The sequence below is a fragment of the Sulfuriferula plumbiphila genome, assembly GCF_009938015.1.
GTDB classification, from domain to species: domain Bacteria; phylum Pseudomonadota; class Gammaproteobacteria; order Burkholderiales; family Sulfuriferulaceae; genus Sulfuriferula; species Sulfuriferula plumbiphila.
Genome location: NZ_AP021884.1, coordinates 2,656,366 through 2,683,027, shown reverse-complemented (window position 1 = coordinate 2,683,027; position 26,662 = coordinate 2,656,366). Strand labels below are relative to the sequence as shown.

At 60.2% G+C, this 26,662-nt stretch carries 28 protein-coding genes; 6 read left to right on the top strand and 22 right to left on the bottom strand.

The genetic code is table 11. The annotated features are described in order from the left end of the window. Positions 1–23: 23 nt before the first annotated feature. The 12 genes from GZH91_RS13815 to pcnB form a co-directional block, all read right to left on the bottom strand. The gene (locus GZH91_RS13815; RefSeq protein WP_147072344.1) at positions 24–257 is read right to left on the bottom strand and encodes a DUF4224 domain-containing protein; all 234 of its coding nucleotides are present in this window, start codon (positions 255–257) and stop codon (positions 24–26) included. Then, positions 254–931: a helix-turn-helix domain-containing protein gene (locus tag GZH91_RS13810; protein ID WP_147072343.1), complete on the bottom strand. Its 678-nt coding sequence runs from the start codon at positions 929–931 to the stop codon at positions 254–256. The genes GZH91_RS13815 and GZH91_RS13810 overlap by 4 nt, the downstream gene beginning before the upstream one ends. After that, entirely contained in the window at positions 928–2,244 is a 1,317-nt protein-coding gene (locus GZH91_RS13805) for a replication endonuclease (RefSeq protein ID WP_147072341.1), read from the bottom strand. The genes GZH91_RS13810 and GZH91_RS13805 overlap by 4 nt, the downstream gene beginning before the upstream one ends. Beyond that, positions 2,133–2,780 (bottom strand): helix-turn-helix domain-containing protein, encoded by a 648-nt coding sequence (locus GZH91_RS13800; protein WP_147072339.1) that lies wholly within the window; start codon positions 2,778–2,780, stop codon positions 2,133–2,135. The genes GZH91_RS13805 and GZH91_RS13800 overlap by 112 nt, the downstream gene beginning before the upstream one ends. 163 nt (positions 2,781–2,943) lie before the next feature. Then, positions 2,944–3,384 (bottom strand): helix-turn-helix domain-containing protein, encoded by a 441-nt coding sequence (locus tag GZH91_RS13795; RefSeq protein ID WP_147072337.1) that lies wholly within the window; start codon positions 3,382–3,384, stop codon positions 2,944–2,946. 116 nt (positions 3,385–3,500) lie between these two features. Continuing rightward, positions 3,501–3,830 carry a hypothetical protein gene (locus tag GZH91_RS13790; RefSeq protein ID WP_147072335.1) on the bottom strand — a complete coding sequence of 110 codons (330 nt, stop codon included), beginning with the start codon at positions 3,828–3,830 and terminating at the stop codon, positions 3,501–3,503. A gap of 384 nt (positions 3,831–4,214) precedes the next feature. Next, the gene (gene panD, locus GZH91_RS13785) at positions 4,215–4,601 is read right to left on the bottom strand and encodes an aspartate 1-decarboxylase (RefSeq protein ID WP_147072333.1); all 387 of its coding nucleotides are present in this window, start codon (positions 4,599–4,601) and stop codon (positions 4,215–4,217) included. 46 nt (positions 4,602–4,647) lie between these two features. After that, a complete protein-coding gene (gene panC, locus GZH91_RS13780; RefSeq protein ID WP_147072331.1) occupies positions 4,648–5,487 on the bottom strand; it encodes a pantoate--beta-alanine ligase in 840 nt (279 codons plus the stop codon). A 104-nt stretch (positions 5,488–5,591) separates the two neighbouring features. Beyond that, positions 5,592–6,383 carry a 3-methyl-2-oxobutanoate hydroxymethyltransferase gene (panB, locus tag GZH91_RS13775; RefSeq protein ID WP_147072329.1) on the bottom strand — a complete coding sequence of 264 codons (792 nt, stop codon included), beginning with the start codon at positions 6,381–6,383 and terminating at the stop codon, positions 5,592–5,594. A gap of 9 nt (positions 6,384–6,392) precedes the next feature. Further along, a complete protein-coding gene (locus tag GZH91_RS13770; protein ID WP_147072327.1) occupies positions 6,393–7,031 on the bottom strand; it encodes a deoxynucleoside kinase in 639 nt (212 codons plus the stop codon). Positions 7,032–7,046: 15 nt separating this feature from the next. Further along, positions 7,047–7,583 carry a 2-amino-4-hydroxy-6-hydroxymethyldihydropteridine diphosphokinase gene (folK, locus tag GZH91_RS13765; protein ID WP_223264531.1) on the bottom strand — a complete coding sequence of 179 codons (537 nt, stop codon included), beginning with the start codon at positions 7,581–7,583 and terminating at the stop codon, positions 7,047–7,049. Further along, complete coding sequence (pcnB, locus tag GZH91_RS13760) at positions 7,580–8,941, bottom strand: polynucleotide adenylyltransferase PcnB (protein ID WP_147072325.1); 1,362 nt, start codon at positions 8,939–8,941, stop codon at positions 7,580–7,582. Before pcnB ends, folK begins: the two co-directional genes overlap by 4 nt. A 258-nt stretch (positions 8,942–9,199) precedes the next feature. On the opposite strand from pcnB, the gene GZH91_RS13755 reads away from it, so the two are divergent. From GZH91_RS13755 to GZH91_RS13735, 5 genes are all read left to right on the top strand, one after another. Further along, complete coding sequence (locus GZH91_RS13755; RefSeq protein ID WP_147072324.1) at positions 9,200–9,610, top strand: nuclear transport factor 2 family protein; 411 nt, start codon at positions 9,200–9,202, stop codon at positions 9,608–9,610. A 195-nt stretch (positions 9,611–9,805) separates the two neighbouring features. Then, positions 9,806–10,825, top strand: coding sequence for a hydrolase (locus GZH91_RS13750; protein ID WP_223264530.1), 1,020 nt, complete (start codon positions 9,806–9,808; stop codon positions 10,823–10,825). Positions 10,826–10,918: 93 nt separating this feature from the next. Continuing rightward, a complete protein-coding gene (locus GZH91_RS13745) occupies positions 10,919–12,295 on the top strand; it encodes a phosphomannomutase/phosphoglucomutase (RefSeq protein ID WP_147072323.1) in 1,377 nt (458 codons plus the stop codon). A 7-nt stretch (positions 12,296–12,302) separates the two neighbouring features. Beyond that, positions 12,303–12,854, top strand: a complete 552-nt coding sequence (mog, locus tag GZH91_RS13740) for a molybdopterin adenylyltransferase (RefSeq protein WP_147072322.1) — start codon at positions 12,303–12,305, stop codon at positions 12,852–12,854. A 140-nt stretch (positions 12,855–12,994) separates the two neighbouring features. After that, positions 12,995–13,993 (top strand): OmpA family protein, encoded by a 999-nt coding sequence (locus GZH91_RS13735; RefSeq protein WP_147072320.1) that lies wholly within the window; start codon positions 12,995–12,997, stop codon positions 13,991–13,993. An 11-nt stretch (positions 13,994–14,004) separates the two neighbouring features. Here GZH91_RS13735 and GZH91_RS13730 read toward each other — a convergent pair whose 3' ends face one another. The 4 genes from GZH91_RS13730 to GZH91_RS13715 are packed head-to-tail and all read right to left on the bottom strand — an operon-like array spanning position 14,005 to position 19,170. Next, the gene (locus GZH91_RS13730) at positions 14,005–14,211 is read right to left on the bottom strand and encodes a hypothetical protein (RefSeq protein ID WP_147072318.1); all 207 of its coding nucleotides are present in this window, start codon (positions 14,209–14,211) and stop codon (positions 14,005–14,007) included. Between the two features lie 4 nt (positions 14,212–14,215). After that, positions 14,216–14,770 (bottom strand): CDP-alcohol phosphatidyltransferase family protein, encoded by a 555-nt coding sequence (locus tag GZH91_RS13725; protein ID WP_147072317.1) that lies wholly within the window; start codon positions 14,768–14,770, stop codon positions 14,216–14,218. A 9-nt stretch (positions 14,771–14,779) separates the two neighbouring features. Beyond that, complete coding sequence (hrpA, locus tag GZH91_RS13720; RefSeq protein ID WP_147072315.1) at positions 14,780–18,511, bottom strand: ATP-dependent RNA helicase HrpA; 3,732 nt, start codon at positions 18,509–18,511, stop codon at positions 14,780–14,782. After that, the gene (locus GZH91_RS13715) at positions 18,508–19,170 is read right to left on the bottom strand and encodes an energy-coupling factor ABC transporter permease (protein ID WP_147072313.1); all 663 of its coding nucleotides are present in this window, start codon (positions 19,168–19,170) and stop codon (positions 18,508–18,510) included. Before GZH91_RS13715 ends, hrpA begins: the two co-directional genes overlap by 4 nt. 77 nt (positions 19,171–19,247) lie before the next feature. On the opposite strand from GZH91_RS13715, the gene GZH91_RS13710 reads away from it, so the two are divergent. Further along, positions 19,248–19,916 carry a histidinol-phosphatase gene (locus GZH91_RS13710; RefSeq protein ID WP_147072311.1) on the top strand — a complete coding sequence of 223 codons (669 nt, stop codon included), beginning with the start codon at positions 19,248–19,250 and terminating at the stop codon, positions 19,914–19,916. Between the two features lie 103 nt (positions 19,917–20,019). Here GZH91_RS13710 and GZH91_RS13705 read toward each other — a convergent pair whose 3' ends face one another. From GZH91_RS13705 to glnE, 6 genes are all read right to left on the bottom strand, one after another. Continuing rightward, the gene (locus GZH91_RS13705; protein WP_147072309.1) at positions 20,020–21,039 is read right to left on the bottom strand and encodes a substrate-binding domain-containing protein; all 1,020 of its coding nucleotides are present in this window, start codon (positions 21,037–21,039) and stop codon (positions 20,020–20,022) included. Positions 21,040–21,368: 329 nt separating this feature from the next. Further along, positions 21,369–21,836, bottom strand: a complete 468-nt coding sequence (locus tag GZH91_RS13700) for a YbhB/YbcL family Raf kinase inhibitor-like protein (protein ID WP_147072307.1) — start codon at positions 21,834–21,836, stop codon at positions 21,369–21,371. 50 nt (positions 21,837–21,886) lie between these two features. Beyond that, on the bottom strand, positions 21,887–22,333 hold the full coding sequence (queD, locus tag GZH91_RS13695; RefSeq protein WP_147072305.1) for a 6-carboxytetrahydropterin synthase QueD: 447 nt from the start codon (positions 22,331–22,333) through the stop codon (positions 21,887–21,889). Between the two features lie 408 nt (positions 22,334–22,741). Beyond that, on the bottom strand, positions 22,742–22,948 hold the full coding sequence (locus GZH91_RS13690; protein WP_147072303.1) for a zinc-finger domain-containing protein: 207 nt from the start codon (positions 22,946–22,948) through the stop codon (positions 22,742–22,744). 10 nt (positions 22,949–22,958) lie between these two features. After that, a complete protein-coding gene (locus tag GZH91_RS13685; RefSeq protein ID WP_174861838.1) occupies positions 22,959–23,879 on the bottom strand; it encodes a branched-chain amino acid transaminase in 921 nt (306 codons plus the stop codon). Positions 23,880–23,936: 57 nt separating this feature from the next. After that, positions 23,937–26,612 carry a bifunctional [glutamate--ammonia ligase]-adenylyl-L-tyrosine phosphorylase/[glutamate--ammonia-ligase] adenylyltransferase gene (glnE, locus tag GZH91_RS13680; RefSeq protein ID WP_147072301.1) on the bottom strand — a complete coding sequence of 892 codons (2,676 nt, stop codon included), beginning with the start codon at positions 26,610–26,612 and terminating at the stop codon, positions 23,937–23,939. Between the last annotated feature and the right edge of the window lie 50 nt (positions 26,613–26,662).

The following is a 26,662-nucleotide window of genomic DNA, read 5'->3' as shown; positions in this document are numbered from 1 at the left end:
CTGCGCTTGCGTCCCATGCTGGATTATCTGCCCGGTCTGATTGCGTCATAGTTGGGCTTGAATCGTTCCTCTTCCTTGGTGGGCTTCGTGCCGCCTAGCATGGCTTCCACATAGGAACGTGCGACGATAGGGCGCCCACTTGCAGTTATCTCGAAGCGCCAGTTTTTCCGCCTCAACCATCCGGCCTGTTTGCTGATGAGTTTGTAGCCGGTGAGTTCGTACAGTTCTTCTCTGGTGAGAAACATACCTGGGGTCATGCTGCTTTCCTTGATGGTTTGATCTGGAATATTTTGGCGGTATTGAGTTGCCCGAATAACTCGCCGATGCGGTCGCGGATATTTTCCAGCTCATCGACCATGCCTTGATTCACAAACAGTTCACGCAAGCTGTTATTTTCTGCGATCTGTGCGGCAATGGCTGCCCTCAAGCGGTTATTTTCGGCACGGTGGGTTTCGAGTTCCGCCTTCGTGTATTGCAGCGCGCCGAAGTCTTGCGGCGTGATACTCAGGCTGCCCACATCGGGGCACACAAAGCCGCCATCCTTGCCGATGAACCAGCCGTCCCACTGCGCGTGAGAAAGTCGGTTGGCGGTCGATTCGTAGACCAGCCGGAGCAATTCAAACGCCATGAACGGCAGGGACTCTGTGCCGTTTTCCCATGCACTGACCGTGGCTACGCTTACGCGCAGATAGGCTGCCGCCTGGTGCTGAGTGATATTCAGAAGGTGCTTTCGTAACCACAGGAAATGTTCAGGAGTGACATTCATCCGCTGCGATTGCATCACCCACAGGGGGTGGTAGCCCGGAAAGGCGCGATTGATGGCCTCTGATTTCGGCTCAATGGCTTGCATCCAATATGCCCACGATGTCCGGTTCGACGGGCAAGCGGCGGCCTTGGCTTTACGCTTTTTTGATGTGGTGCTATTCTTCATCGGTCATAACCTTTGTATTGGCCGCCTGTTTCGACAGGCGGCCATATTTTTTTGTGGCCGCGCCCCGTCTTTTTTGGGTTTTCTTCGTCCCTGCATGGGGAGTGGATTGGGATCTCGTCAGGACTTTCAAAATTCATCTGGCTATTCCCCGGAGAGCCTTTAAATTCAACCCCCGTACAGTTATTGACACGAGTCCAAGGAGGGCAAAAAACCGGCCTTACGGCGTCACACGGGACAAGAAATGGGTAGTGCGATTCCGATTTCTGGTGTTTACCGTCCTTGAATTGCACTACCCATTTCTTGTCCCGCGTGATGAGGTGTCCGGGTTGCCCTGCTTCGGGATTGGGCAGAATTAAGCCCACGACACGGCGTGATAGCTCGCCCCGGTAGCGGGTGCTTTCTTCGTCTTTCCATAGTGGTGAGAGGCGTTTTTTCTTGTCCATTTGCAAGGCCATGTAGCCTGCCCAATCGCCGCTATCTGCTGCTTTCCACACTGCGCCAAGTGATTCTTCATAGCTCGCTGGAAGCGTTCTAATGCGCCGCAATTCGTTCCAGTTGGTGATGGACGGAATCCCGAAAAATTGAAACTGTCGAATATTCCAGATTCGTCCCCACGCCACGGCACGCGGTGCCGTTGATTTGGCGGGCTGGTCCGTCTCGAGATCATTTCCGACTTGATGACCATCCAAATTTTTGGCGATGTATTTGGCGACGTAGGCTGCTGCGCTGCCCTTTGCAGGGTCGATTATCTCGACCTTGAAGCGATGTTCAGCCGCTCCCGGTTCGTCGGGTGACTCTCGCATGGCGTAGCTTCTCAGTGTGTCGATGAGGGTGTCTGCTTGCTCAGGTTTCACGAATGCCAGCATGTGACTGTGCGGTGTGCCGTCGTGGTGCGGTTCTGTGACGCGCACTCCGAAATATTTTACGTCGAGCCTGCTCAATGCAGTCCGCGCCGGTTGCCAAACTTTCCCTTGCATGTAGCCCATTGCCCGCTTGGGGCTTGTGCCATCGTATTTGGGGTTGAGTTCGCCACTGGGCGACTTGCGGGCGTGCATCCGGCTGGGGCAGGTGATGGTAAGAAACAAGCCCATGTAGCCGTTTTGCATGGCGTACTGTTCCGTGCCACTGATGATGGTCATCACCTGGGCGCGGCGGTTGGCCGGATTGCTCAGGCTGTGTTCGGCAAGTTCGCCCATGCTGATTACTTCGCCGTCTTCGCTGACAGCTTCGAGGCTTTCCAGCAGGGTGATGGTTTGGTGCTGATGCTGTTGGTAGCGGCGATAAGATTCATCGGAGAGATAAAGCTGCTCCAGCCTCCACGTGTGAGCATGAAAACCAGATAACCGGCTGCCATGTTCATGATTGCGTCTTGTAAGGCTTCGGCTGTTTTTTCGTCAAAGCCTTCATCTTCGCCAAGCCCGAACACACCTTCATTCCGCTCCAGCTTCAAAGCGCCCAAGGCGATCAACTTTTCATCGGTGTTTTCAATAAAGTCCATCGAGCTTTCGATGGCTGTGGCAGGTAGGCGGTTGTCAATCGGGAAGAAATACTCAGTGACGAGCTGTACGCCGAGGGATGGATGCGGGGCGTCTAAAGATGATCGCGGAGTGTCAGGGCTGGCGGAGCTGGCCGCTTCTTCTGATTCAAATGCAATGCCCTTGTCCTCGAAATAATTACGCAACTTGCGTTGATGCTCGGGGACAAGGTTCCGAGTTCCGGCGCGATATTCGCTCAGGTATTGCCGAGGTAATCCAGTGTCCTTGGCAATCTCGGAATAGGTCAGGCCAAGTGTGACTTGGGCTTGGTTATAGTCCTCAGGGGAGAGGATTGAGGGAGTTTTGATAGCCATAATTAATCACCACAAAAAGACCAAAACGGTCATTAAGTAACAATTCTAATATGGTTGTGGACAATGTCAATCTTTTTGTAAACAAATAGTTCATTATTGTTATATTCGGGGCGCAAAAAAAGCCCGGCAACATAGGCCGGGCTTGGGATTTAGAGTTGCGGCGTCAGGTCTTCGGCTTCTTGGCTATCGCTTTGCGAATTCGTTCCGAGCGCATTAAGTCATTTTCTGGGCTGTGGGGTAGAAACATATCCCATAATTTCCCCTCGCTGGACTGTGCCTTGACCCAGGAGCTTAGTGCGGTAACCATCACTTCGGTTTCTGGAGGCCACTTTGCGGACTCTGAGCCAAATAAGAGCCAATTTGGGGATACTCCTAGCGCATGGCATAGGATGCGTAATTCACGCGCTCCAGGCATGAATTTGCCAGCCTCATACCGTGATAGTGCGAGTCGTGATATTCCCTTGTCCTCATGGTCGAATTCTTTGCAAACGCGGCTCAGGTCTTCCACACTTAATCCGCCTTCGATCTCTGCGCGCTTCATTCGGATGCGCTCACCTATACCTTGTTCGGGTGGGACATAAGCTTGTTTATTGTCATTAGTCATATGGTGTCATATAGCGTCAATTGGTGTGCTGTGACCTTGTTATCACCGCGTCAATACTTGTCTTGCAGGGTATCACGGGTGCTTGCTCATGGTGAAGGGCGCGGAAAATTTGCACATTAAAACATTAGCGTTGCGGCCAGCTCATTGTTGACCGAAACAGAACATTGTTTCTTGTGTGCGTAATATTTGGTTAGGCAATTCGCGGAAATAATGTACCCCTGATACTCTCCAGAAAAACCGCCATCGCCAGTCCATGTTGATACTTTACCTTTTGCTGCTGGCTGGCCGTTGACGAAGATGATGACTTCACCTGTGACTTCATTCCATTCGCCACTGATTTGCATAGGTGCTCCAGCGTAGTTCGCCGGTCTGTAGCCCTGGACTTGAGAGGGTGTTGCACAGGCTGCCAGGGTTGCTGTCAACAGCAAAATTGCAATTTTCTTCATGGAAAGCCTTTTTGTTTTATTGAGAGAATTCTTCAATGGTACCTGTAGTCGTGCAGGATGCGGGGAATTTGCCCCGGCGTTTAGTCTGAAATTTTCCTTTCCGTCCGATGATTTTCCATAGCTGGAGAAGCTTCGTTTTTAGGGAATAATCCTTCTACAATCCTGAATTACCCCCCACAGGCAGTGGGTTAGGGGGCGTGTACGGATTTGCTTTTGTGGAAGTTTATCTTGCTATGCTGATGATTTCTAGCTGAATGGGCTGAGACTCAAAATCCGCTGCTGGTAATAGTGTGGGGGTTCGAGTTCCCCTCCAGGCGCGGGGGGTAGCGACAAAATGAAAAAGCCAGCTCACAAGCTGGCTTTTTCATTGGTAGCGCCGTTTTGTCAGGCCTGTGCGGCCTGCACCGGGATATGGCTGCGGCTGGCGATGATGCGATTGTGCTCGTCCACATACACCAGTTGCGGGGCGAACTTTTGCAGCTCGATTTCGTTGTACACCGCGTAGCTGGCGATAATCAGCAGGTCGCCGGGCTTGGCCTTGTGCGCGGCGGCGCCGTTGACGGAAATGGTGCCGGAATCGCGCTCGGCACGAATCGCATAGGTAGTGAAGCGTTCACCGTTGGTGACGTTGTAGATGTCAATTTGCTGGTATTCGCGAATGTCGGCGGCTTCCAGCAGGGTGTCGTCGATGGCGCAGGAACCCTCGTAATGCAGCTCGGATTGGGTGACACGCACCCGGTGCAACTTGGATTTCAGCATGGTTCTTTGCATGGTCTCGCCCTGGCTCGGGGAACGAATATCAGGCCGCCATTATAAACTATAAAGTTTCTGCGACGCCGACTTCGACATTGTCGATCAGCCGTGTGGTGCCCAGATGCGCGGCGGCGAGTACGACGAAGCCGGTGTCGCCGGGCTCCGGCAAGGTGAGCGCGGGGCGACGAATGGCAATGTAATCCACGCGCCAGCCATGAACGGCGAGGGTGGCGGTCGCAGCCAGCTCCAGCGCTGCGAAATCACGCTCCCCGGCCGCCAGCCGGTTGCGAATTGCACTCAGTGTTTGATACAGACGCGGTGCCTCGGCGCGTTCCGCTTCATTCAGAAAGCCGTTGCGCGACGACAGCGCCAGCCCGTCGGCGGCGCGCACGGTCGCGCCTGCCACGATGTCCACCGGTACATTCAAATCCGCGACCATGCCGCGAATAATCGCCAGCTGCTGATAGTCTTTTTGTCCGAACAGTGCCACACGCGGCTGCGCAATGTTGAACAGCTTGAATACGATGGTCGCCACGCCGCGGAAATGCCCGGGGCGGAATGCGCCGCACAGTTCATTAGCCAGCGCGGGCGGCTCGACGTGATAGCTTTGCGGGTGCGGGAACAGTTCTTCGGTATCGGGAGCAAAAACCACATCGGCACCGGCCTCGCGTAATAGCTCGCAATCGTGAGCCAGCGTGCGCGGGTAGCGCGAAAAATCCTCGTTGGCGCCGAATTGCAGCGGATTCACAAAGATGCTGACAGCCACCCGGGCAGCATGCTGCCGCGCCAGGCGCACCAGGGCGAGGTGGCCTGCATGCAGATTGCCCATGGTGGGGACGAGGGCCAGGTCGGCGTGGTCGGCGCGCCAGCGGCGCAGGTCTGCGATCGTGTGGATGATTTGCATGGGTTTTAAAACCAAATCCGATTGCCGCAGAGATCACCGAGGACGCCGAGTGAAGCCCGGTTTGCTCGGTGACCTCTGCGCCCTCTGTGGCGGCTTTCAGGCCGTCAGAAACAATGTTCCGGTGCCGGGAATTGACCGCTTTTGACCGCTTGTACGTAAGCATTTACCGCAGCCTGAATACTGTCTGCGCCTTCCATGAAATTTTTCACAAAGCGCGTCCGCTTGCCTGGGGTGATACCGAGCATGTCGTGCAGTACCAGCACCTGGGCGGAACAGTCCGGGCCGGCGCCGATGCCGATGGTGGGTACATGCAGGGTTCCGGTGACCGCCTTGGCGAGCGCCGCCGGGACCGCCTCCATCAATACCATGCACGCTCCCGCCTGCTCAAGTGCCTGCGCATCAGCCAGCAACTGTTGCGCGGCGCTGTCGGTTTTCCCCTGCACCTTGTAGCCGCCCAGCGCGTTGACCGATTGCGGCAGCAGGCCGAGATGCGCGCACACCGGAATGCCGCGCGCGCTGAGAAATGCCACTGTTTCCACCATTACCGCGCCGCCTTCGAGCTTGACGCAATGTGCGCCTGCGGCCATCAATGCGGCTGCGGATCGTAGCGCCTGTGCAGGGCTGGCCTGATAGCTGCCGAACGGCAGGTCGGCAATGATGAAGCTGTGCGTCGCGCCGCGCGCCACGGCAGCGGTGTGGTAGGCCATGTCATGCAGGCTCACCGGCAGCGTGGAGTGCTGGCCTTGCAGCACCATGCCCAGCGAATCGCCGACCAGCAGGATATCCACGCCGGCGGCTTCCAGCAGAGTGGCAAAGGTGGCGTCGTAACAGGTCAGCACGGCGAGTTTTTCGCCCTGGGCTGCGCGCTGTTGCAAGGTGGTCAGGGTCGTCTTCATGGTGTGATTTTATACCGCCCGGTTAAAAAATTCGCGATTGCCGCGCATGGCCTGGATCTGCTGCATGAGCAGCGCAAAGTCCGCGTCGCTTTGCACAAAATTGAGGTGCTCGCAGTTGACGATAAACAGCGGCGCAGCGGTGTAGCTGTAAAAATAGCGGGTGTAGCTGTCGGCCAGCCGGCGCAGGTAATCCGTCGAGATGCTGCGCTCGTAGTCAATGCCGCGCCCGAGCACGCGCGCCTGCAGAATATCCGGCCGGGCCTGCAGGTAAATCACCAGGTCGGGCACCGGCGCCCTGGGCTGGAGTTCATCGTAGATTTTCTGGTACAGGCGAAACTCGTCGTCATCCAGATTCAGACGCGCAAACAGCAAATCCTTGTCCAGCAAAAAATCTGCCACGGTGTTGTGGCGAAACAGGTCGGACTGTTGCAGGTCTTGCACCTGGCCGCTGCGCTGGAACAGGAAAAACAGCTGGGTGGCCAGTGCGTGGCGCTTGGGATCCTGGTAAAAGCGCGGCAAAAAGGGGTTCTCACCCGCGTTTTCCAGCAGCAAGTCCGCGCGTATATGGTCGGCGATACGTCGCGCCAGGCTGGTTTTGCCTGCGCCTATCGGGCCTTCAACGGCGATATAGCGGTATTTTTCCAGCATTTGTCATTGTCTTTTTTAGGCGGTCCTGGTTTGATTGGTCCAGCTATCGGCCACCTGCGTTAGGCCATGCCCGGCCACGCCTGGCAGGTAATAGGCGGCGGCCTGCAGACCGGGAATCACCATGTCTGGCGCGATTTCCAGCAGCGGCACCAGCACGAAGGCGCGCTCGTGCATGCGCGGATGCGGCAGGGTCAGCCCGGTATCGTGACATTGCAGCGCGGCATAGCTCAATACGTCCAGATCAATCACGCGCGGCGCATTGCGGAAGGTGCGTTCGCGCCCGAATGCATGCTCGATGTCAAGCAGCGCATCGAGCAACTGGTGCGGCGCGAGGCTGGTTTCGATCTGCGCCACGGCGTTGATGAAGTCGGGCTGGTCGGCATGGCCCACCGCCGCATTCAGGTACAACGAAGAGCGCGCCAGCAGCCGGGTGTGAGGCAGCCCGGCAATGGCGTCCAGCGCTGCCAGCACCTGGCCGGCGGGGTCGGCCAGGTTGCTGCCGAGGGCGACAAAGGCATGCGCGGGCAGGGTGGAGGGCATGCATGTGTTCATGTCCCGGCAGCCGGTTCCGCACCGGCAACTAGCGGTTTTTTGCTGTGCCTGCGACGGCGTCTGGGCGCGCCCTGGGTCTCGGGCAGGAGCATGGCGGCGCGGGTTTCTTCCGAGGCATCCTGGAAGATGGTCCACCAGTCGGCCAGTTCCTGCGCCACTTCGCCGCTCTGCGCGCGCAGCAGCAAAAAATCATAGCCGGCGCGGAAGCGTGGGTGTGGCAACAGGCGGTAGGGACGGCTGCCCGAGCGCTGTTCGAAGCGCGCCTGCAGGCTCCAGATTTCTTTCATCATGCCATCCAGACGGCGCGGTACGGCCAGGCGTTCGCGCTGGCGGTCGAGTACGGCATCCATCGCTTCGAACAGCGCAGGCGCGGGTTTTCCGCCCGCAGCGACACGCGCCTTGTAGTCGCTTTGCAGTTCATGCCAGAGTAAGGTGGCAAACAGGAACGCGGGTGATACCGGTTTGCCCGCCTGCACGCGCAGGTCGGTATTGTGCAGGGCAGCCGTGATAAAGCGCTCGCCCTCGGGCTGTTCCAGGATGGTATCCAGCAACGGCAACATGCCGTGGTGCAGTCCTTCGGCACGCAGCTGGTGGACGCCGCGCAAGGCGTGGCCGGACAGCAGCAGCTTGAGCATTTCGTCGAACAGGCGCGACGGCGGCACGTTTTCCAGCAGGCCTGCCAGTTCCGCCACCGGCGCGCGCGTGGCTTCATCAATCCTGAACTCCAGCTTGGCGGCAAAGCGCGCCGCACGCAGCATGCGCACCGGGTCTTCACGGTAGCGCGTGGCGGCGTCGCCGATCATGCGCAGCGTCTTGCGCTCGATGTCGGCGACGCCGCCGCGATAGTCCCAGATTTCCTGGCTGGTGGGGTCGTAATACAAGGCGTTGACAGTGAAATCACGGCGCTCGGCATCGTCTTCCTGGCTGCCGAACACGTTGTCGCGCACAATGCGGCCGGTTGCATCGGTGGCGCGGTCATCATCGTCTTCCGTCACCAGCCCGTTGGAGCGGAATGTGGATACCTCGATGGTATCCGCCCCGCACATCACATGCACCAGCCGAAAGCGCCGTCCGATAATGCGCGAGCGCCGGAACAGCGCGCGCACCTGTTCCGGGGTGGCGTTGGTGGCCACGTCAAAATCCTTGGGGGCCTTGCCCAGCAGCAAATCGCGCACCGCGCCACCGACGAGGAATGCAGCAAAGCCGCCCTGTTGCAGGGTATCGGTCACCTTCAGCGCGCACGGCAGAACGCGCTCGCGGCTCAGGCCATGTTGCGCGAGCGGGATTTTTTGCAGGCGGGATTTTTTGGCGGCAGCGGACTTTTTGCCGAACACGCGCTGGATCAGGCGGGCGATCATTGAATCGCCAGGAACAGGCCGAAAAATGGGAGGGTAGTAAATGAGGTCATGTCAGAGAGAGAGCGCAACAATCCAAAGCGCGGATTATACACCGAGTCACATTGGCTGATGCCCGCGCTGGGAAGGCGTGCATGGCAAATCAGGCAGCGCGGGTGTGCCGGGCCAGTGACGCCTGACGAGTGCGTATAACTGACAAATCGGCTAACATCGTTTCCCCGTGACCGTGGTTAGTGCCGCTTTTTTAACGCTCAGGAAAATATGTACCCTACTGTTGAACTTGCCGAAATCGCTTTTTATCAGGCCTTTGAAGACGCCAGCGTGGAGGCCATGATGGCCGTCTGGTCGGGCACGGCAGTGATCAGCTGCATCCATCCCACCGGGCCGGCGTTGCTGGGAATAGATGCGATACGCGCGAGCTGGCAACAGATTTTTGCCGGTGGCAGCGGGGTCACGCTGCAGGTCAATGTGCTGCGCGAATACGCCAGCACCACTCAGGTGGTGCATCTGGTCGAGGAGCATCTGACCGTGGCCGGCAACACGGCGCAACAAGGGCATGTGCTCGCCACCAATGTGTATCAGCTGGAGGATGACGGCTGGCGCATGGTGTCGCATCACGGCGCACCTGCGCCGCGTCCCCAGCAAACGGACAAGGCGCCGACCTTGCACTGAGTCATGCGGTGTCAGTCCAGGCGCTGAATTGCGCCGTATCGACAGGATGGTTGGCATTCACTCCACCCGCCATAGTGCGCTTTGATATACTGGCGACAATGAATCAGGAAACGATCTCTCCCGCATCGAAACCGGCTGCCTGCTGTTTATGTGTGGCGCACGTCCTGCCCGCATGCGCGCCCGGCATTGACGTGAATGCGTTGTCTCCGTGTGTTTCTGGTTGCAGCCAGGCTGCTGTGCGCAATGCCGGCCCGCGCTGCTGAATATCAGGCGCCTGCCTGGTTGCCCGGCGGCGACCTGCAAACCGTCTACCCATACTTTTTTGCCCCCGTTCCCAAAGTGGATTATCGGCGTGAACGCTGGGAACTGCCGGATGGCGATTTCCTTGATCTCGACTGGGTGGGCGAGGTGGCGGATGCGCCGCTGGTGGTGTTGTTTCATGGCCTGGAAGGCAATTCCCGCGGGTTTTATGCGCTGGTCTTGATGAATGCAGTCAAACAATGCGGCTGGCGTGGGGTCGTGGTGCATTTTCGCGGCTGCTCGGGCGAACCGAACCGTCTGCCGCGCGCCTATTTTGCTGGCGATAGCGCGGAGATTGATTACATTCTCAAGCGTCTGAAACAGAATAACGGCCACGCTGCGCTGTATGCCACCGGCGTGTCATTGGGAGGGAATGCCCTGCTCAAATGGCTAGGTGAAGAGGGCGAAAATGCCACGGCGGTGATCAATCGCGCGGCAGCAATCTCCGCGCCGGTGGATCTTACTAGCACCGGCCATAACCTGGACAAAGGGTTTAACCGCTATACCTATACTGCGAAATTTTTAAGCACGCTCAAGCAAACCGCCCTGCAAAAACTTGACGCCTATCCGGCCTTGTATGAGCGCAAAAAAGTCGAGGCCATTTCCTCGCTGTATGAATTCGATGATCTGGTGACTGCGCCGCTGCATGGCTACAAGGGTGCAGACGATTACTGGCGACGTGCATCCAGCAAACCGGGGTTGATTCATGTGCGTGTGTCCACCTTGCTCATCAATGCGCGTAACGACCCATTCATGCCCGGTTCGGCACTGCCCCGGGCAGATGAAGTTTCCTCTGCGATCACCCTGGATTTCCCTGCGCAGGGCGGTCATGTAGGATTTCTCGAAGGGCCTTTCCCCGGCAATGTGAACTGGCTGCCGCAGCGTGTGCTGGGTTTTTTTGAGAACGGCCAGTGACAACTGCGCCACAAAGGTAGAATAGTCTGACTGCTGCAAAACAAAATTTCTTGCCGCGCGCACTTTTCCATTTTCCCGTTATCAGGAATTCCAATGACCCCATTCCCCAAAGAAATTTTCAAGGCTTACGATGTTCGCGGCATTGTTGGTAAAACGCTCACCCCGCAGATCGTCGAAGCCATCGGCCACGCGATTGGCTCGGAAGCGGTTGCGCGTCGCCAGACCGCCATCTGTATTGGCCGCGACGGGCGCTTGTCCGGCCCGGAACTGGCAGCGGCGCTGGCGCGCGGCATTCAGAAGGCAGGCATCGACGTGATCGATCTGGGCATGGTGGCAACGCCGATGACCTATTTCGCGGCCTATCAGCTCGACACCCATTGCGCCGTGATGGTCACCGGCAGTCACAACCCACCCGACTACAACGGCCTGAAAATGGTATTGGGCGGCGAGACCCTGTCGGGCGACACGATCCAGGCACTGCGACGGCGCCTGGAGAACAACGACCTCGTCCAGGGTGGCGGCAGTTACAGCCAGCACAACATCGCCCCGGCCTATCTGGACCGCATCGTCGCTGACATCAAGCTGGCGCGCCCGATGAAAATCATCGTCGACGCCGGCAATGGCGTGCCCGGCGCGTTCGGCCCGGAGCTGTATCGCCGCCTCGGCTGCACCGTGGAGGAGATGTTCTGTGACGTGGACGGCACCTTTCCCAACCACCATCCCGACCCCTCCCAGCCGAAAAATCTGGCGGATCTGATCGCCCGGCTGAAAACCGGCGACGCGGAAATCGGTCTCGCCTTCGACGGCGACGGCGACCGCTTGGGCGTGGTCACCAAGGACGGCAGCATCATCTTCCCGGATCGTCAGTTGATGCTGTTCGCCGATGATGTATTGAGCCGTAATCCGGATGCCGAGATCATCTTCGACGTGAAATCCACGCGCAAGCTGTTCGACTGGATCCGCGCGCGGGGTGGCCGTCCGCTGCTGTGGAAAACCGGTCACAGTTTCATCAAGGCTAAAATGAAGGAAACCGGCGCGCTGCTGGCGGGGGAGATGTCCGGTCATATCTTCTTCAAGGAGCGCTGGTACGGCTTCGACGATGGCCTCTATGCCGGCGCGCGGCTGCTGGAATACCTGAGCAAACAGGCCGATATCAACACGACACTGCACGGTCTGCCGGACACCGTGAACACTCCGGAACTCAATATCACCATGGCCGAAGGCGAACATTACGCGCTGATGGACAGGCTGCAAAAGAGCGCCCGTTTCCCCGATGCCCGCGAAATCATCACCCTGGACGGCCTGCGCGTGGAATACGCCGACGGCTTCGGCCTGGCGCGACCCTCCAACACCACGCCGGTGATCGTGTTGCGCTTTGAGGCGGATACCCAGGCAGGCATGGAGCGCATCCAGGCTGATTTCCGGCGTGTGCTGCACCAGGCGGCACCCGCGCTGGCGTTGCCGTTCTGAGGTGCTTATGGACGCTATTCATATCGGCCTTGTTTCCGTCTCCGACCGTGCCTCCAGCGGCGTGTATGAGGACAGGGGCATTCCTGCCCTGAAGGAATGGCTGGAGCTTGCACTGCTGAACCCGTGCAGCTTCGATGCCCGGCTTATCCCCGACGAACAACCGCTGATCGAGGCGACATTGAAAGAATTGGCTGATCAATGTGGTTGCGCGCTCATCCTCACCACCGGCGGCACCGGCCCGGCGCCACGCGATGTGACACCGGAAGCCACGCGCGCCGTGGCGGACAGGGAGTTGCCCGGCTTTGGCGAGGCGATGCGCGCGGTGAGCCTGAAATACGTGCCCACGGCCATCCTGTCGCGCCAGGTCGGGGTGACACGTGGCGGCAGTCTGATTCTGAATTTGCCCGGTCAGCCCAAGGCGATCAAGGAAACGCTGGATGGGGTATTTGCCGCTGTGCCCTACTGTGTGGATCTCATCGGTGGGCCCTACATGGAAACCCGGGAAGACATAGTCAAAGCTTTCCGTCCGAAGAGTGGCCAAAAAACAACACCTGGATGAGAGATACCCTATCTTCCCGGCCGGATTAACGATTTAGCCTGCAGACACATAGAACAAATGTGCTAAATTAACCATTGCTGTTATTACTAACAAGCAGTCCCGATTGAGAATTTCGTATCAAAATTTAAAAGGAGAGCAGTATGTCCCGCACCATTCGTACCCTGGTGGCGCTATCTTGCGCCGTAGTTGCAGGCCAGGCACTGGCCGCCGAACTGGATACGCGTTTGTATCTGACCCCGTCTGTCAACTTCACCGTTACCGATAGTGACTGGTACAAGAAGAAAGGAATCGACAACGATTTCGGCTTCGGTCTGGGTGTCGGTAAAGCGATCAGCCAGAGCTGGAACCTGGAACTGAACAGCAACTACGCCGAGTACAACATTCATAATTCGGCTGGCACCGTCAAGAACACCGGATTGGGTGTGGATGCGCTGTACTTCTTCAACCGTAATCCCGGCTTCTCTCCCTATGCGCTGGTTGGCGTGGGCGGCGTACAGACCCGTGCTCCGGGCATTTCCGAAACCAACTGGTCAGCTAACGCAGGCCTGGGCGCCATGAAGTGGATCAACGACATTGCCGTGCGCGGCGATGTGCGTTACCGCTATATCGATGGCGTGGGCGGGGTCAATCCGGGCGACTGGATTGCCACGGCCGGCCTGGTTATTCCTCTGGGCGCGAAACCGCTACCGCCGGCACCTAAGGAAGAGCCAGCTCCCCAGCCTGCACCGGCTCCCGAACCCGTCCCCGCTCCTGCCCCTGCGCCTGTGGAACAGCCAGCCATTGAGCGTCCCGCACCGCAGACCAAGATTATCCTGGAAGGTACGCACTTCGCTTTTGACAAAGCGACCCTGCTCCCCAGCGGCAAGGCCAAGCTGGATAAAGATGCGGAAATGTTGAACACCTATCCGGATATCAATGTGGACATTAATGGCTACACAGACAGCATCGGCACCCAGAAATACAATCTGGGCCTGTCCAAGCGTCGCGCCACAACCGTCAAAAAATATCTGGAAAGCAAGGGTGTTGCTGCCAGCCGTATGACAACCAAATGGTTTGGCAAGAAGAATCCAATCGCCAGCAATAAGACTGCCGCCGGTCGCGCCGAGAATCGCCGCGTGGAAATCATCATCCTCAACTAATCGGTTGCAGGTCATTTGAAGCCGGGTGGCGCAAGCCACCCGGCTTTTTTACCGCCTGAAGAAGGGATGCCCCACGCTGCAAACAGCATACCAACCTGTTTCAGCAGTCCGCCATGGTGATCGGCAACATCGCGTTTCAGGCCGCGTTCGGGCAATGTGTCGTACGCGTCGAATCCAGCCTGCGCCAGGGCAAAGTAAATTCCTGCAAATACTGCCATGCAGTCATAGCGCTGCCGCCCTGCGTCCCCACAACCACACATACTGCGCGCCAGAGGTCAGTGCGGTGACCAGCACCAGGCCGAACAGCCATTCCAGCCACGCCGCCAGCGGTAAAATTGCCGCCGCATCGGCGATGACCAGGCCAGCGAGCGCAAATTCCAGCAAGGTGTGGAATTTACCCAGCCAGGTGGGCGCGACCTCCAGATGCCCGGCACGGTGCCGATAGGCCAGCGCGCCGCCGATGATCACCGCATCGCGCAACACAATGGCGCCGAGCAGCCAGCCCGGCAACAGCGCCAGCCACACCAGCACGGCCAGCGTGGACAGCAGCATGAGCTTGTCGGCAATGGGGTCGAGGGTTGCTCCCAGCTCGGTGCGCTGGTCAAGGACGCGTGCAAGAAAGCCGTCCAGCGCGTCGCTCAGCGCAGCCGCGATGAACACCCACAGCGCCCAGTCGTAATAGCCCACGGTCAGCAGCCGTACCACCACCGGTACCAGTACCAGGCGCAGCAGGGTGAGGCTGTTGGGAATATTCAGTTGCCGGGCAATCGGGTGCATTGGACCTCCTCAGTGCAATACATTCTCCCATAGTTTCTGCAGGCGCTTAACCGATACCGGCTGCGGGGTTTTCAGTTCCTGCGCGAACAGTGAAATGCGCAGTTCCTCCAGTTGCCAGCGGAATTCGTCCAGCGCAGGGTCGTCGATAGCGGCCTTGCGCTGCTTGTCGAGGCGCGCGCGGTATTGAGTGGTGAGAGAAATGAGTGCAGTGGTGTGGCGCTGGTCGTGTTCCAGCCGTGCGGGCAGCTTGGACAGGCGCACATTGATGCCCTTGAGATAACGCGGCAGATGCTGGAGGCGCGTCCAGGGGGTCGTGCTGATAAAGCCCGCGTAGACCAGATGCGACAATTGATCCTGAATGTCCTTCACGACGTGCGGCCACGGCGCCTTGAGCTTGCCCTGAATCTGGGTGTACTCGTCCAGCACCTGTCCCACCGTGCGGGAGAGGGCATCCGCCACCGCCTTGAGTCGCGCCCGTGCCTTGGACAATTGCGCCTCGAACTGCGGTGGCGTGCGCGGCAGTTCGTCATCGCCCAGGCACGCCCGTTCGGCGATGGCGCGGATGAGCTCCTCGCGCAAACTGTCGGCATCGCCCAGGCTGCGGTAGGCCAGCGCCAGCCGGGTAAAGTCGGGCAGGTTCTTTTCCAGGAACCTGAATTGCTCGGTCAGGGTGAGGCGGAACAGGCGCGTCAGTCCGACACGGTGCGCGCGCTCTGCCGCCTGGCGCGTATCGAACAGCCGCAGCGCCACGCTGTCCTTGTCGTCGGCGAGGGCAGGGTAGCCGGTAACCGCTTGCCCGGCGCGGTCGAAGCGCAGTTCTTCCGGGACGTCGCCGAATTCCCAGCGCTTGAAACCGGTTTTTTCAAACGTCGTATCCTGCGCGCGGAAGGTCAGTTGCGCGGCTTCGCCCAGTTGCTTGCGCAGCGCGATCAAATCGCGCCCGGATGCCAGCTCGCGGCCATTGCCGTCGATCACGCGGAAATTGGCGCGGAGATGTGGGGGCGGCGCATCCGTCCAGTCCGCCGGGCTCACTTTCAAACTGCTGCGGCGGGTTAACGCATCGGCCAGCGCTTCGGTCAGTGCTCGGGTCGGGGCCAGTGTTTCCATCAACGCCGTGACGCTGTCCGGCACCGGCACGAATACGCGGCGCAGCTGCTTGGGCAGCGCCTTCACATACCAGGTGAGTTTTTCGCGCAACATGCCCGGCACCAGCCAGTCGAAGTGCCAGCCCGGCACGGTATTGAGCAGCGCCAATGGTATGGTTACCGTCATGCCGTCGAGCGGATGACCGGGCTCGAAGCGATAGCTCAGCGGTAACGCGATGGCGTCGATGGTGAGCAGCTGCGGAAACCAGTCCTCGGTCACCGACTCCGCACCGTGGCGCATCAGGTCGTCGCGGGAAAGGTACAACAGACGCGGGTTGGCGCGCTCCGCGTCGCGCCGCCATTGGTCGAAACCGCTGCCGTTGACGATCCCGGCCGGGATGCGCGCATCGAAAAACGCGAACAGGCGCTCCTCGTCCACCAGCACATCCTGGCGCCGCGCCTTGTGCTCCAGCTCGACGATTTCCTCGATGAGCTGGCCGTTGTGAGCGAAGAACGGCGCGCGCGTGTCATACTCTCCCGCCACCAGCGCGCTGCGGATGAAGATGCGGCGGCTCTCCACCGGGTCGATGCTGCCGTAATGCACGCTGCGCCGGGGCACGATGGTCAGGCCGAACAGCTGAACCTGCTCGAAGGCCGACACCTGGGCGGTTTTCCTCTGCCAGTGCGGGTCGAAATAATTGCGTTTCAACAAGTGCGCGGCGACGGATTCCAGCCACTCGGGCTCGATCCTGGCGACGGTGCGGGCGTACAGTCGTGTGGTTTCGGTGAGTTCTGCCGCCATCACCCATTTGGGCGATTTTTTCGCCAACGCGGAACCGGGGTGGATATGGAACTTGATGCCGCGCGCACCCTGGTAGCCGCCTTCGTCCATTTTCACGCCGATATTGCCGAGGAAACCGGCCAGCAGCGCCTGATGGATGGCCTCGTATTTGGCGGCTTCCTCGTTGATGCGCAGTCCCATCTCCCTGGCCATGCTGGCAAGCTGGCCGTGCACTTCGCGCCACTCGCGCAGGCGCTGCGGATTGAGGAAGTGCTCACGGCACTGGTCAATCAGCTTGCGGTTGGATTTCTTGTGTTTCAACGCCTCATCGTAAAACTGCCACAGCTTGAGGATGCCGATGAAATCGGAATGCTCATCGGCAAACGCCTTGTGGCGGTCGTCGGCGGCGCCGGATTGTGCCGGCGGACGCTCGCGCGGATCCTGCACCGACAGCGCGGCGCAGATCACCAGCGCTTCGGCGAGGCAACCCGACTGTTGCGCGGCGAGCAGCACGCGGCCGATTTTGGGGTCGAGCGGCAGCCTGGCCAGCTGTCTGCCGATCGGCGTGAGTCGGCGCTGGTCAGTGACGGCGTTGAGCTCTTCCAGTAACTGGTAGCCATCGGCAATCAGGCGCGGCGCGGGTGCGTCCAGAAACGGGAAATCCGCTGGTTCCCCCAGGCGCAATGCGGACATGCGCAGGATCACTCCGGCCAGCGAAGTGCGCAGGATTTCCGGGTCGGTGTACGCCGGGCGCGCGCTGTACTCGAGTTCCGAATACAGCCGGATGCACACCCCGGCCGCGACCCGCCCGCAGCGCCCGGCGCGCTGGTTGGCGGAAGCCTGCGACACCGGCTCGACCTGCAGCTGATCCACCTTGGTGCGCGGCGAATAGCGCAGCAGACGAACCAGGCCGGGGTCGATCACATAGCGGATGCCGGGCACGGTGAGCGAGGTTTCCGCCACGTTGGTGGCCAACACGATGCGGCGTGCGTTGCCGGGCTGGAAAATGCGCTGCTGCTCCTGCACCGACAGGCGGGCGAACAGCGGCAGGATTTCGGTGTGCGGCGGATGATGCTTGCGCAGCGCCTCGGCGAGGTCGCGGATCTCGCGCTCGCCGGGCAGGAAGATGAGGATGTCGCCTTCGCCCAGCCGCGCCAGTTCGTCGGTGGCGTCGAGGATGGCCTGGGTGTGGCGCTCCGCGTCGGTGTCGCGTACCTTGGCACCCTCTGCCGCGCGTTGCGGTGCTTCGACCGGACGGTAGCGGATTTCCACCGGGTAGGTGCGCCCGGATACCTCGATCACCGGCGCGCCGCCAAAATGCCTGGAAAAGCGCTGCGCATCAATCGTGGCCGAGGTAATGATGACTTTCAGTTCCGGCCGCCGTGCCATCAGCTGGCGCAGGTAGCCGAGCAGGAAATCGATGTTCAGGCTGCGTTCGTGCGCCTCGTCGATGATGATGGTGTCGTAGGCGCGCAGGTCGCGGTCACTGCTGGTTTCCGCCAGCAGCATGCCGTCGGTGAGCACCTTGATCACGGTGTCATTGCGCACCTGGTCGGTGAAGCGCACCTTGTAGCCGACGCCTTCGCCCAGGTTCGTGCCCAGTTCCTGCGCCAGCCGCGCCGCCACCGTGCGCGCGGCAATGCGGCGCGGCTGGGTACAGGCGATGCGGCCGCTGATGCCGCGCCCCGCTTCGAGACAGATTTTAGGGAGTTGCGTGGTCTTGCCCGAGCCGGTGGCGCCGCACACAATCACTGCCTGATGGGTGCGGATGGCCGCAGCGATTTCAGCGTGGTGCGCCGATACCGGCAGCGCCTCTGGATAGGTGAGGGCGGCCGGCTGCCAGAACCGGGGCGCGGCGGTGTCAGGCTGCTTCACTTGCGGTCAATATAGTGTCTGTCGTCAAAGGTGGCGACCCAGTGCGGGCGGTACACCACCAGTACGGTAATGATCATGCCGGTGGTCATCGCCTCCGACCAGGCCATCAGCAGATAATAGGGCAGGTAATTACCCAGCAGATAATCGAGCGGATACGCCCCCGCCAGCACCAGCGTCCAGCTCGCGGCAAAGCCCATCACCGCGATTGTCACGCCGGCGCCGAAGAAAGCATTGAAAAACACATAGATAAAAAAATGATTGGGCAGTTTGCTGTCCACCAGCCGGTAAATCCACCAGCTCACCGTTACCGGCAATACCACCATGAGCAGGCCATTCAGCGCAAACGCCTGCCAGGCGCCGTCCCAGGCGGTGGACAGCACCAGCGTCAGGGTCAGTGCGAGGATGGCAAACCAGGGGCCAAACAACAGCGTGAGCGCGGTGGCGCCCAGCAGATGCAGATTCAGCCCGGGATGGATACTGGCCTTGATCTGCCAGAATGCCAGCACGGCCACGCTTGCCCCCAGCACCAGGTTGAAAATGCCGGGTTTTTTGAGCACACTCCAGGGCGCAGCGAACAGCGCCCTGGCCAGCACCGCAGCAAATAACAGCAGCGAAATGAGCAACCAGGATTGCGGAATCAGGGCATTGGTGAGGTTCATCTGGAGTGGTCAGGCAGGGCGCAGTGAGCAAGCGATTTTACGCTATACTCGGGCGGGTTAAAATCCTGGAGCGCATTATGAAACTCATCCTGTTCGATCTCGACAATACCCTGCTGGCCGGGGATTCGGACTTCGAGTGGGCGCAATTCCTGATCGAGCGCGGCGTGCTGGACCGCGAACTGTACGCGGCGCGCAATCAGGCGTTTTACGAGCAATACCGGGCGGGGACGCTGGATATCCACGAATTCCTCGATTTCCAGTTAAAGCCGTTATCGCGTCACCCGCGCGTCCAGCTCGACGCCTGGCACACCGACTACATGCAGCAAAAAATCCTGCCTCTGATGACCCCGGCCGCGCAGGCGCTGGTCGGGCGCGCGCTGGCCGATGCCGAACTCGTTGCGATCATTACTGCCACCAATAGTTTCGTCACCGCACCCATTGCACGCGCTTTCGGCATTTCGCATCTGATCGCCACCGAGCCTGAGCAGGTGGACGGCAATTACACCGGCCGTGTGGCAGGAACGCCCAGCTTCCGTGAAGGCAAGATCGTGCGCCTGCATGAATGGCTGGGCAGCCTCGGCAAAGCCCTGGACGACTTTGACCAGAGCTGGTTTTACAGCGATTCGCTGAACGACCTGCCGCTACTCAATCTGGTTACCCATCCGGTGGCTGTGGATCCCGATGCCACCTTGCACGAGCACGCCATTCAATGTGGCTGGCCGGTCATCAGCCTGCGTGGGGAGTAGGCTGGCAAGAGGTGGTGGCTTTTGTTGGTGCAGCAGGCAGTGAGGAGGGGGCTGGGCAACTCCCTCGAAAACCGGAGAGCCGCCCAGGTTCTTTCAGGCTGCGTTACTGAATTGCGCGTACCGCGAGTTCTTCTTTTGAGGCTTTGATGAAGCCGAACTGGGCGTAGGCTTCCTGGGCTGCCGGTGTTCCCAGGAATTTAAGATATTGCGCCGCTGCCTTGCCATGCGGCGCACCGGGGACATCGCCGGCCAGATAATTGACTTCGTTTTTCATGCTGTCTTTTTCGGGGAGATTCACGACCCCCACAGGCAGGTGGTGCGTAACGGCATTCTGATATTCGGTTGCCCAGACGACACCCACATCCACTTTACCGGCCTTGATGCCGTCCGGAATTTCCCGGTGGTGCACAGCGGTGAAGTACACATTAGGTGCGCCGTAGCAGGATTGGCACTCTTTGCCGTCGGAGAGCTTGTCCCACAGTCCATTGTTTTGCAGCACTTGTTTTGCATAAAACTTCATGATCCCCTCGGTGACCGGGTTAGGCAGCATGACTTGCAGTTCGGGACGCCCCAGGTCGGCGATACCCTTGATGTGTTTGGGGTTGCCCTTGGCCACCATCAGAACCAGCTGGTTATGCATGTAGGTCACATAATCCTTGCCCTTGCCGGCTTCCTTGAGCTTTTTCATTGAACCCATGTCGACCATGCCGAATACGTCAGGGGTCATGGCATATTCCTTGTCCTTATACACCCAGCCGCCCTTCAGGACTGCATTCATGACCTTTCCGGGCGGCATCGTGATGACCCCGACCACATCCTTGTGGTGCTTCTGGAAGGCGTGTACGACCGCTTCCATGGCAAAGAACTGGTTTCCTGCCAGCCAAATATTGAATCCCGTTTTTCCGGCCTGCATCAATTCCAGGGCCTCTTCGCCCTTGACGACCTTGCCGTCAGGGTAGAACACGCGCAGATCTTCGTCCTTGTTGGCTGGAATGGGTTCGAGTTTCTGTGCAGCCGGATTTGTCTGGGCCGGTGCCTCGGCATCCGGCGCGGCAGACGCCGCGTAAGCGCCCAGGCTGAATACGGGGATCACGAATGCGGCAAGTAATTTGCTCAGTTGCATATTTTTTCTCCTTGTGAATTTGAGTTTAATAATTTTATTACCCCGAAACACCGAGGCGAATGGGGGCGCGCAGGTGGCAAGCTGTCGCAGCGTAAGACGATTGGTTCCCGTCAACACCAAGCGGCGGATTAAGGGTACCAGAGTTTCAAAAACGAGTGTACCGCGCGTGAGAAGCGCCGGCCTTCCTCATCATTGAACAGGATTGAGCGTCGATGACAGGGATGTTTTCCCCAGACGCTAATTACTTTTGGCTCATTCCCAAAATGACCTTCCCAATGGGGTGATGCGCCAGCACTTCCCGCTTGCCTGGTCTCCCGCATCAGCCCATATCAGTGGCGCTGGTACAAGCCGATGAGCTCGGTCTGCGCCAGGATGTGACCCTGCATCGCTTTTTCCAGTGCGGCCTTGCTTGGCCGGTCGAGATTGGGCAGCACCACATCCAGGGCGTAAAGCTTGTGGAAATAGCGATGGCGCCCGATGGGCGGGCACGGGCCACCGTAGCCGGTGCGCTTCCAGTCGTTGATTCCCTCCAGAGTGCCGGCCGGCAGCGCCGTGACCCCTTCCGCAAGCCCGCTGCTGGTCGGCGGCAGATTGTAGAGCAGCCAATGCACCCAGGTCCGTTGCGGGGCAGCCGGATCGGGGGCGTCAGGGTCGTCAACGATGAGTACCAGACTCTTCGCGCCGACCGGCACCCCAGCCCATGCCAGCGGCGGCGAGGTGTCCGTAGCGTCGCAAGTGTAGTGTTCGGGGATGGCACCATGGTGTGCGAATGCGGTTGAAGTCATGGTCATGCCCATTTCCGTGTCTCCTTGGAAGCTGAACCGCTCGCTGGCTGGTCGCTGCCGGACTATTCCGGTTGCCTGCAATCCGCCCAGTTGTTGGGCGTTTCATAGATGCGCACTTGTTTCAGGCGCAGCTGGTTGCCATAAGTATCCCGGTAAGCGGGATCGAGAATGTCGAAAGCGATGTGCGCGAGATTTTCAACCGTCGGCACAAGCTCGAGAATAATGGTTTTGTGATCCGTTAAGGTTGCCAGAAAGTCGCACACCGGCTTGTCGCCGCGATACGCCAGGAATGCATGATCCCATGCGTCCACCAGTTGCTCCCTGGCGATGCGTTTGACATCGGAGAAGTCCATCACCATGCCCTGTTCGGATTGCCCTTCGGCAGTAATGATGTCGCCGGACAGCGTGATTTCAATCGCGTAGCGATGCCCGTGCAAATGTTTGCACTGGCTGGCGTGGTTGGGGATGCGATGCCCGGCATCGAATTCCAGGCGGCGGGTGATGAGCATGCTGGTCGTGATCGAATGAAGGAACGCGGAGTATATCTTGTCAGGGTTCGGCTGAACCTGTCACCATAGGCGCACTTGCAGAGAGCGTCAACCGGCTGTATCCGCTTCCGCAACGGGCGATAGGAGGCTGGAATGAACCTGCCCAGGCCCATTGCTGCACGGATGGCGATGCCCAGACATGGGCGGGAGACAAAAACGCCCTCATCAGCAACGCAGGCAGCGTTTTCTTCCCCACGCCAGTGAGTGTCACGCTGCCGTAATCGATGTCCAATACTCGAAGTTCAAGCGCATGATTAACAACAAATTTCAGTCGATTTCGCCGTTATTGTTTTCTGGCCCGGATAAGCAACCCGGCATTCTGTAACGCGCCGCGCCACCCGTCCCGGCGGCGCATCGCTGTTCGGCAGGCTAATGCCCATGCGCCACCGCACCGCCCTTGAGTATGTACATGGTGCCGCAGTACGGGCACAGCGCTTCGCCTTTTACCTCGACCGGCAGGAACACGCGCGGGTGCGAGTCCCACGCGATCATGCCGGGGGTCGGGCAATGCAGCGGCAGGTCGTCGGCGGTGACTTCGATGATGCGCTGGGTGTTTTCGTGTTGCACTTGAGCCATGATTTATCCCTTAAATGTAGCTGAGCCAGCCGGCGTGTTTGGGGTCTTTGCCGGTAACGCAGTCGAAGTACATTTTTTGCAGCTGCGCGGTAATCGGGCCGCGCGCGCCGGTGCCGATGGTGCGGTTGTCGAGTTCGCGGATCGGCGTGACTTCGGCGGCGGTGCCGGTGAAAAAGGCTTCGTCGGCGCTGTACATCTCGTCGCGGGTGATGCGTTTTTCCACCACCTGCAGGCCGATTTCGCCAGCGAGCTGGACGATGGTGTCGCGCGTGATGCCTTCCAGCGCGCTGGTCAGGTCGGGCGTGATGAGCTTGCCGTTGCGCACGATGAACACGTTCTCGCCCGAGCCTTCGGCGACGAAGCCGTCCACGTCGAGCAGCAGGGCTTCCTGGTAGCCGTCCTGGGCGGCTTCCTGGTGGGCGAGGATGGAGTTCATGTAGTTGCCGTTGGCCTTGGCCTTGCACATGGCGATGTTGACGTGGTGGCGCGCAAACGAGGAGGTTTTCACGCGGATGCCGCGCTCCAGCGCCTCTGCGCCCATGTAGGCGCCCCAGGTCCAGGCGGCGACGATGACGTGGGTGGACAGGGTCTTGGCGGAAATGCCCATGGCCTCTGCGCCGTAGAACGCCATTGGGCGGATGTAGGCAGATTCGAGCTGGTTGTCGCGCACCGCGGCGAGCTGGGCAGCGCTAATCGCGGCTTTGTCGAACGGCATTTTCATGCCGAGGATGTGGGCCGAGCGGAACAGGCGGTCGGTGTGCTCCTGCAGGCGGAAGATCGCGGTGCCCTGGTCGGTGTTGTAGGCGCGCACGCCTTCGAATACGCCCATGCCGTAGTGCAGGGTGTGGGTGAGGACGTGGGTGGTGGCGTCGCGCCAGGGCACCATTTTGCCGTCGTACCAGATAAAACCATCGCGGTCGGCCATTGACATTGCAGCAACTCCAGAGACTTGTAAAAGCGAAATTGTAACCGATTCGGGGCGCGGCGGTTATCCGAACAGCGTGCGCCAGAGCCGTCTGACCGCCGCTGCATGGCCGGCAACCTGCATCGGCTCGATGCGCGCGGTTTGTATGCCGTGCAGGCGCAACGCGTGCTGGAGCCGGCGCAATTCGCGGTAAGCGCTGCGCACCGCTTCAGCGTCGCTGGCCGGGATCAGTTCCAGCTCGGCGGCGAGCCTGAGCAACGCGATGTTGCCGCTGTTGCGGGTGAGTTCGCGGTGGCGTGCGGCGTGGGCGAGCACCAGGTATTGCACCATGAATTCCACGTCCACAATGCCGCCGGCGTCGTGCTTGAGGTCGAACAGATCACTGTGATTGGGATGGCCGGCATGCATTTTCTGGCGCATGGCGAGCACGTCTTCGCGCAGTCTGGCGGGGTCGCGCGGCTGGGTGAGGATGTCGCAGCGGATGCGCTCGAACGCGGCCCCTACGGCGGCGTCGCCCGCCACGTAGCGGGCGCGGGTCAGCGCCTGATGTTCCCAGGTCCAGGCGTGGCTGTGCTGGTATTGGCTGAATGCCTCGACGCTGCTGACCAGCAGACCCGACGTGCCGTCCGGGCGCAGGCGCAGGTCGGTTTCGTAGAGTACGCCGGCGGCGGTGGTGCTGCCCAGCCAGGTGTTGATGCGCTGGGCCAGGCGCGCATAGTGCTCGGCGGCTGCGGGCGCGGGGTCCTCGTAGAGGAACACCAGGTCGAGGTCGGAGGCATAGCCCATCTCGCGCCCGCCCAGCTTGCCGTAGCCGATGACGGCAAAGCGTGGCGTATCGCGGTGGCGATTGCGCACGCCTGCCCACGCCAGCGGCAGGGTGGCTGAAAGAATCAGCGCGGCGAGGTCGGAGAGATGGTCGGACAAGGTCTCCAGCGCCAGCACGCCGGCCAGGTCCTGCGCCAGCAGGTGAAAGGTGACGCGCTGGCGGAACTGGCGCATGGCGTCCATCTGGCGCTCGGTATCGCCGCAGTGGGTATGCATCAGCGCTTGCAGCTCGTCGCCCAGTGCCGGCCAATCCGGGGTGGCGTAAAGCTGGCGGGTGTCGAGCAGCTCATCCAGCAGCATCGGGTTGCGCGCCAGATACTGCGCTGCCCACGGGCTGGCCGCGCACAGCCTGGCGACGCGCTGCAGGGTGGCGGGGTATTCGACCAGCAGCGCCAGGTAGGAGTCGCGCCGCGCCACGGTTTCCAGCAGGTCGAGGATACGCGCCAGCGTGGCATCGGGCGGATTGCAGCTGGCGGCGACCTCGATCAGCGCCGGCATCAGCGTGTCAAAGCGCGCACGATTGCTGGCGGGCAGCGTGGTGTAGCGGATGCTGGTGCGGATCTGGCGCAGGCGGTTGCAGACTTCGGCGGGGGCCGTGTAGCCAAGCCCGGCCAGGGTCGCCAGCGCATCGGCGTGTTCCAGCGCGCCCTGCCACAGCCCGGCCAGCGGGTGGCTGCCGCTGTCCGCCTGCGGGGCGGCGAATACCTGGTCGAAATGGCGCGACACCTGGGTGCGATGGGCGTTGAGCGCGGCCAGAAAAGCCGGGTAATCGGTGAACCCCATGCTGGTTGCGATGCGCGTCCGGTCATCGGGCTGCGTGGGCAGCATCTGGGTTTGCGCGTCGTCGAGGTATTGCAGGCGGTGCTCCAGATTGCGCAAAAAAACATAAGCCGCCTGCAACTCGGCCACGGCGTTTTCCGGCAACAGGCCGCGCGCCGCCAGCAGCGGCAGCACCGCCAGCAGCGAGCGGGTTTGCAGCACAGCCACCTGTCCGCCGCGGATGAGCTGGAATACCTGCGCGGTAAACTCGATCTCGCGGATGCCGCCCGGCCCCAGCTTGATGTTGTCGGCGCGGTCGCGGCGGATGACTTCGCGGCGGATCTGCACGTGCAGTTCGCGCATCGCGGCAAAGGCATTGAAGTCCAGATACTTGCGGAACACGAACGGGCGGATGATCTGGTCGAGCTCTGCCAGCCGGGTGCCGGTCAGCGCGCGGCCCTTGATCCACGCGTAGCGCTCCCACTCGCGGCCGTGGGCCACGAGATAATCCTCCAGCGCGGCATAGCTCATCGCCAGCGGCCCGGCGTCGCCCCACGGGCGCAGGCGCATGTCCACGCGGAACACGAAGCCGTCGGCGGTGAGGTCGGAAATCGCCAGGCCGAGCTTTTTGCCGAGCAGGACAAAAAATTCGTGGTGGGAGACGGGCTTGGCGCCGGTGGTTTCGCCCTGTTCCGGGTAGAGGTAGATGAGGTCGATGTCCGACGAGACATTCAGTTCGCGCCCGCCCAGCTTGCCCATGCCCACTACCACCAGTTGCATGTCGCTGCCATCCGGATTTTTGGGCATGCCGTGTTTCTGCGCCAGCCAGGTGCTGTGGTGGGCGAGGGCGCAACGCAGGGTGGTTTCGGCCAGATCGGTGCAAGTGCCCATGACTTCAGACAGGTCCGCCAACCCGCCAAGATCGCGCACAATCAGCCGTGCCATCACCGCCTGGCGCAGTTTGCGCAGCGCCGTTTTGAGCATGGCCTCGTCGCCGGGCGCGGCGGCTTGCAACTGTGCCTGCATGGCGTCCGCGCCGAATGGCTGCGCAAGTCCGCTGGCTAGGCTGTCGACGAATTGCGCATCCGCTGCCAGCAGACGCGCCAAATAACGTGAATGAGAGGCGGCGCGTTCAATCAAGTGATGTGCTGGCATGGTGCGCTTCGGGTTAAAATGGTTTTTGGTAATACGTACCAGAATATATT

What these genes read in the sequence shown, in the direction of transcription:
- GZH91_RS13815 (WP_147072344.1), bottom strand. Translation starts at nt 257, where the DNA reads ATGACCCCAGGTATGTTTCTCACCAGAGAAGAACTGTACGAACTCACC.
- GZH91_RS13810 (WP_147072343.1), bottom strand. Translation starts at nt 931, where the DNA reads ATGAAGAATAGCACCACATCAAAAAAGCGTAAAGCCAAGGCCGCCGCT.
- GZH91_RS13800 (WP_147072339.1), bottom strand. Translation starts at nt 2,780, where the DNA reads ATGGCTATCAAAACTCCCTCAATCCTCTCCCCTGAGGACTATAACCAA.
- GZH91_RS13795 (WP_147072337.1), bottom strand. Translation starts at nt 3,384, where the DNA reads ATGACTAATGACAATAAACAAGCTTATGTCCCACCCGAACAAGGTATA.
- GZH91_RS13790 (WP_147072335.1), bottom strand. Translation starts at nt 3,830, where the DNA reads ATGAAGAAAATTGCAATTTTGCTGTTGACAGCAACCCTGGCAGCCTGT.
- panD (WP_147072333.1), bottom strand. Translation starts at nt 4,601, where the DNA reads ATGCAAAGAACCATGCTGAAATCCAAGTTGCACCGGGTGCGTGTCACC.
- panC (WP_147072331.1), bottom strand. Translation starts at nt 5,487, where the DNA reads ATGCAAATCATCCACACGATCGCAGACCTGCGCCGCTGGCGCGCCGAC.
- panB (WP_147072329.1), bottom strand. Translation starts at nt 6,383, where the DNA reads ATGAAGACGACCCTGACCACCTTGCAACAGCGCGCAGCCCAGGGCGAA.
- GZH91_RS13770 (WP_147072327.1), bottom strand. Translation starts at nt 7,031, where the DNA reads ATGCTGGAAAAATACCGCTATATCGCCGTTGAAGGCCCGATAGGCGCA.
- folK (WP_223264531.1), bottom strand. Translation starts at nt 7,583, where the DNA reads ATGAACACATGCATGCCCTCCACCCTGCCCGCGCATGCCTTTGTCGCC.
- pcnB (WP_147072325.1), bottom strand. Translation starts at nt 8,941, where the DNA reads ATGATCGCCCGCCTGATCCAGCGCGTGTTCGGCAAAAAGTCCGCTGCC.
- GZH91_RS13755 (WP_147072324.1), top strand. Translation starts at nt 9,200, where the DNA reads ATGTACCCTACTGTTGAACTTGCCGAAATCGCTTTTTATCAGGCCTTT.
- GZH91_RS13750 (WP_223264530.1), top strand. Translation starts at nt 9,806, where the DNA reads ATGCGTTGTCTCCGTGTGTTTCTGGTTGCAGCCAGGCTGCTGTGCGCA.
- GZH91_RS13745 (WP_147072323.1), top strand. Translation starts at nt 10,919, where the DNA reads ATGACCCCATTCCCCAAAGAAATTTTCAAGGCTTACGATGTTCGCGGC.
- mog (WP_147072322.1), top strand. Translation starts at nt 12,303, where the DNA reads ATGGACGCTATTCATATCGGCCTTGTTTCCGTCTCCGACCGTGCCTCC.
- GZH91_RS13735 (WP_147072320.1), top strand. Translation starts at nt 12,995, where the DNA reads ATGTCCCGCACCATTCGTACCCTGGTGGCGCTATCTTGCGCCGTAGTT.
- GZH91_RS13730 (WP_147072318.1), bottom strand. Translation starts at nt 14,211, where the DNA reads ATGGCAGTATTTGCAGGAATTTACTTTGCCCTGGCGCAGGCTGGATTC.
- GZH91_RS13725 (WP_147072317.1), bottom strand. Translation starts at nt 14,770, where the DNA reads ATGCACCCGATTGCCCGGCAACTGAATATTCCCAACAGCCTCACCCTG.
- GZH91_RS13715 (WP_147072313.1), bottom strand. Translation starts at nt 19,170, where the DNA reads ATGAACCTCACCAATGCCCTGATTCCGCAATCCTGGTTGCTCATTTCG.
- GZH91_RS13710 (WP_147072311.1), top strand. Translation starts at nt 19,248, where the DNA reads ATGAAACTCATCCTGTTCGATCTCGACAATACCCTGCTGGCCGGGGAT.
- GZH91_RS13705 (WP_147072309.1), bottom strand. Translation starts at nt 21,039, where the DNA reads ATGCAACTGAGCAAATTACTTGCCGCATTCGTGATCCCCGTATTCAGC.
- GZH91_RS13700 (WP_147072307.1), bottom strand. Translation starts at nt 21,836, where the DNA reads ATGGGCATGACCATGACTTCAACCGCATTCGCACACCATGGTGCCATC.
- queD (WP_147072305.1), bottom strand. Translation starts at nt 22,333, where the DNA reads ATGCTCATCACCCGCCGCCTGGAATTCGATGCCGGGCATCGCATCCCC.
- GZH91_RS13690 (WP_147072303.1), bottom strand. Translation starts at nt 22,948, where the DNA reads ATGGCTCAAGTGCAACACGAAAACACCCAGCGCATCATCGAAGTCACC.
- GZH91_RS13685 (WP_174861838.1), bottom strand. Translation starts at nt 23,879, where the DNA reads ATGTCAATGGCCGACCGCGATGGTTTTATCTGGTACGACGGCAAAATG.
- glnE (WP_147072301.1), bottom strand. Translation starts at nt 26,612, where the DNA reads ATGCCAGCACATCACTTGATTGAACGCGCCGCCTCTCATTCACGTTAT.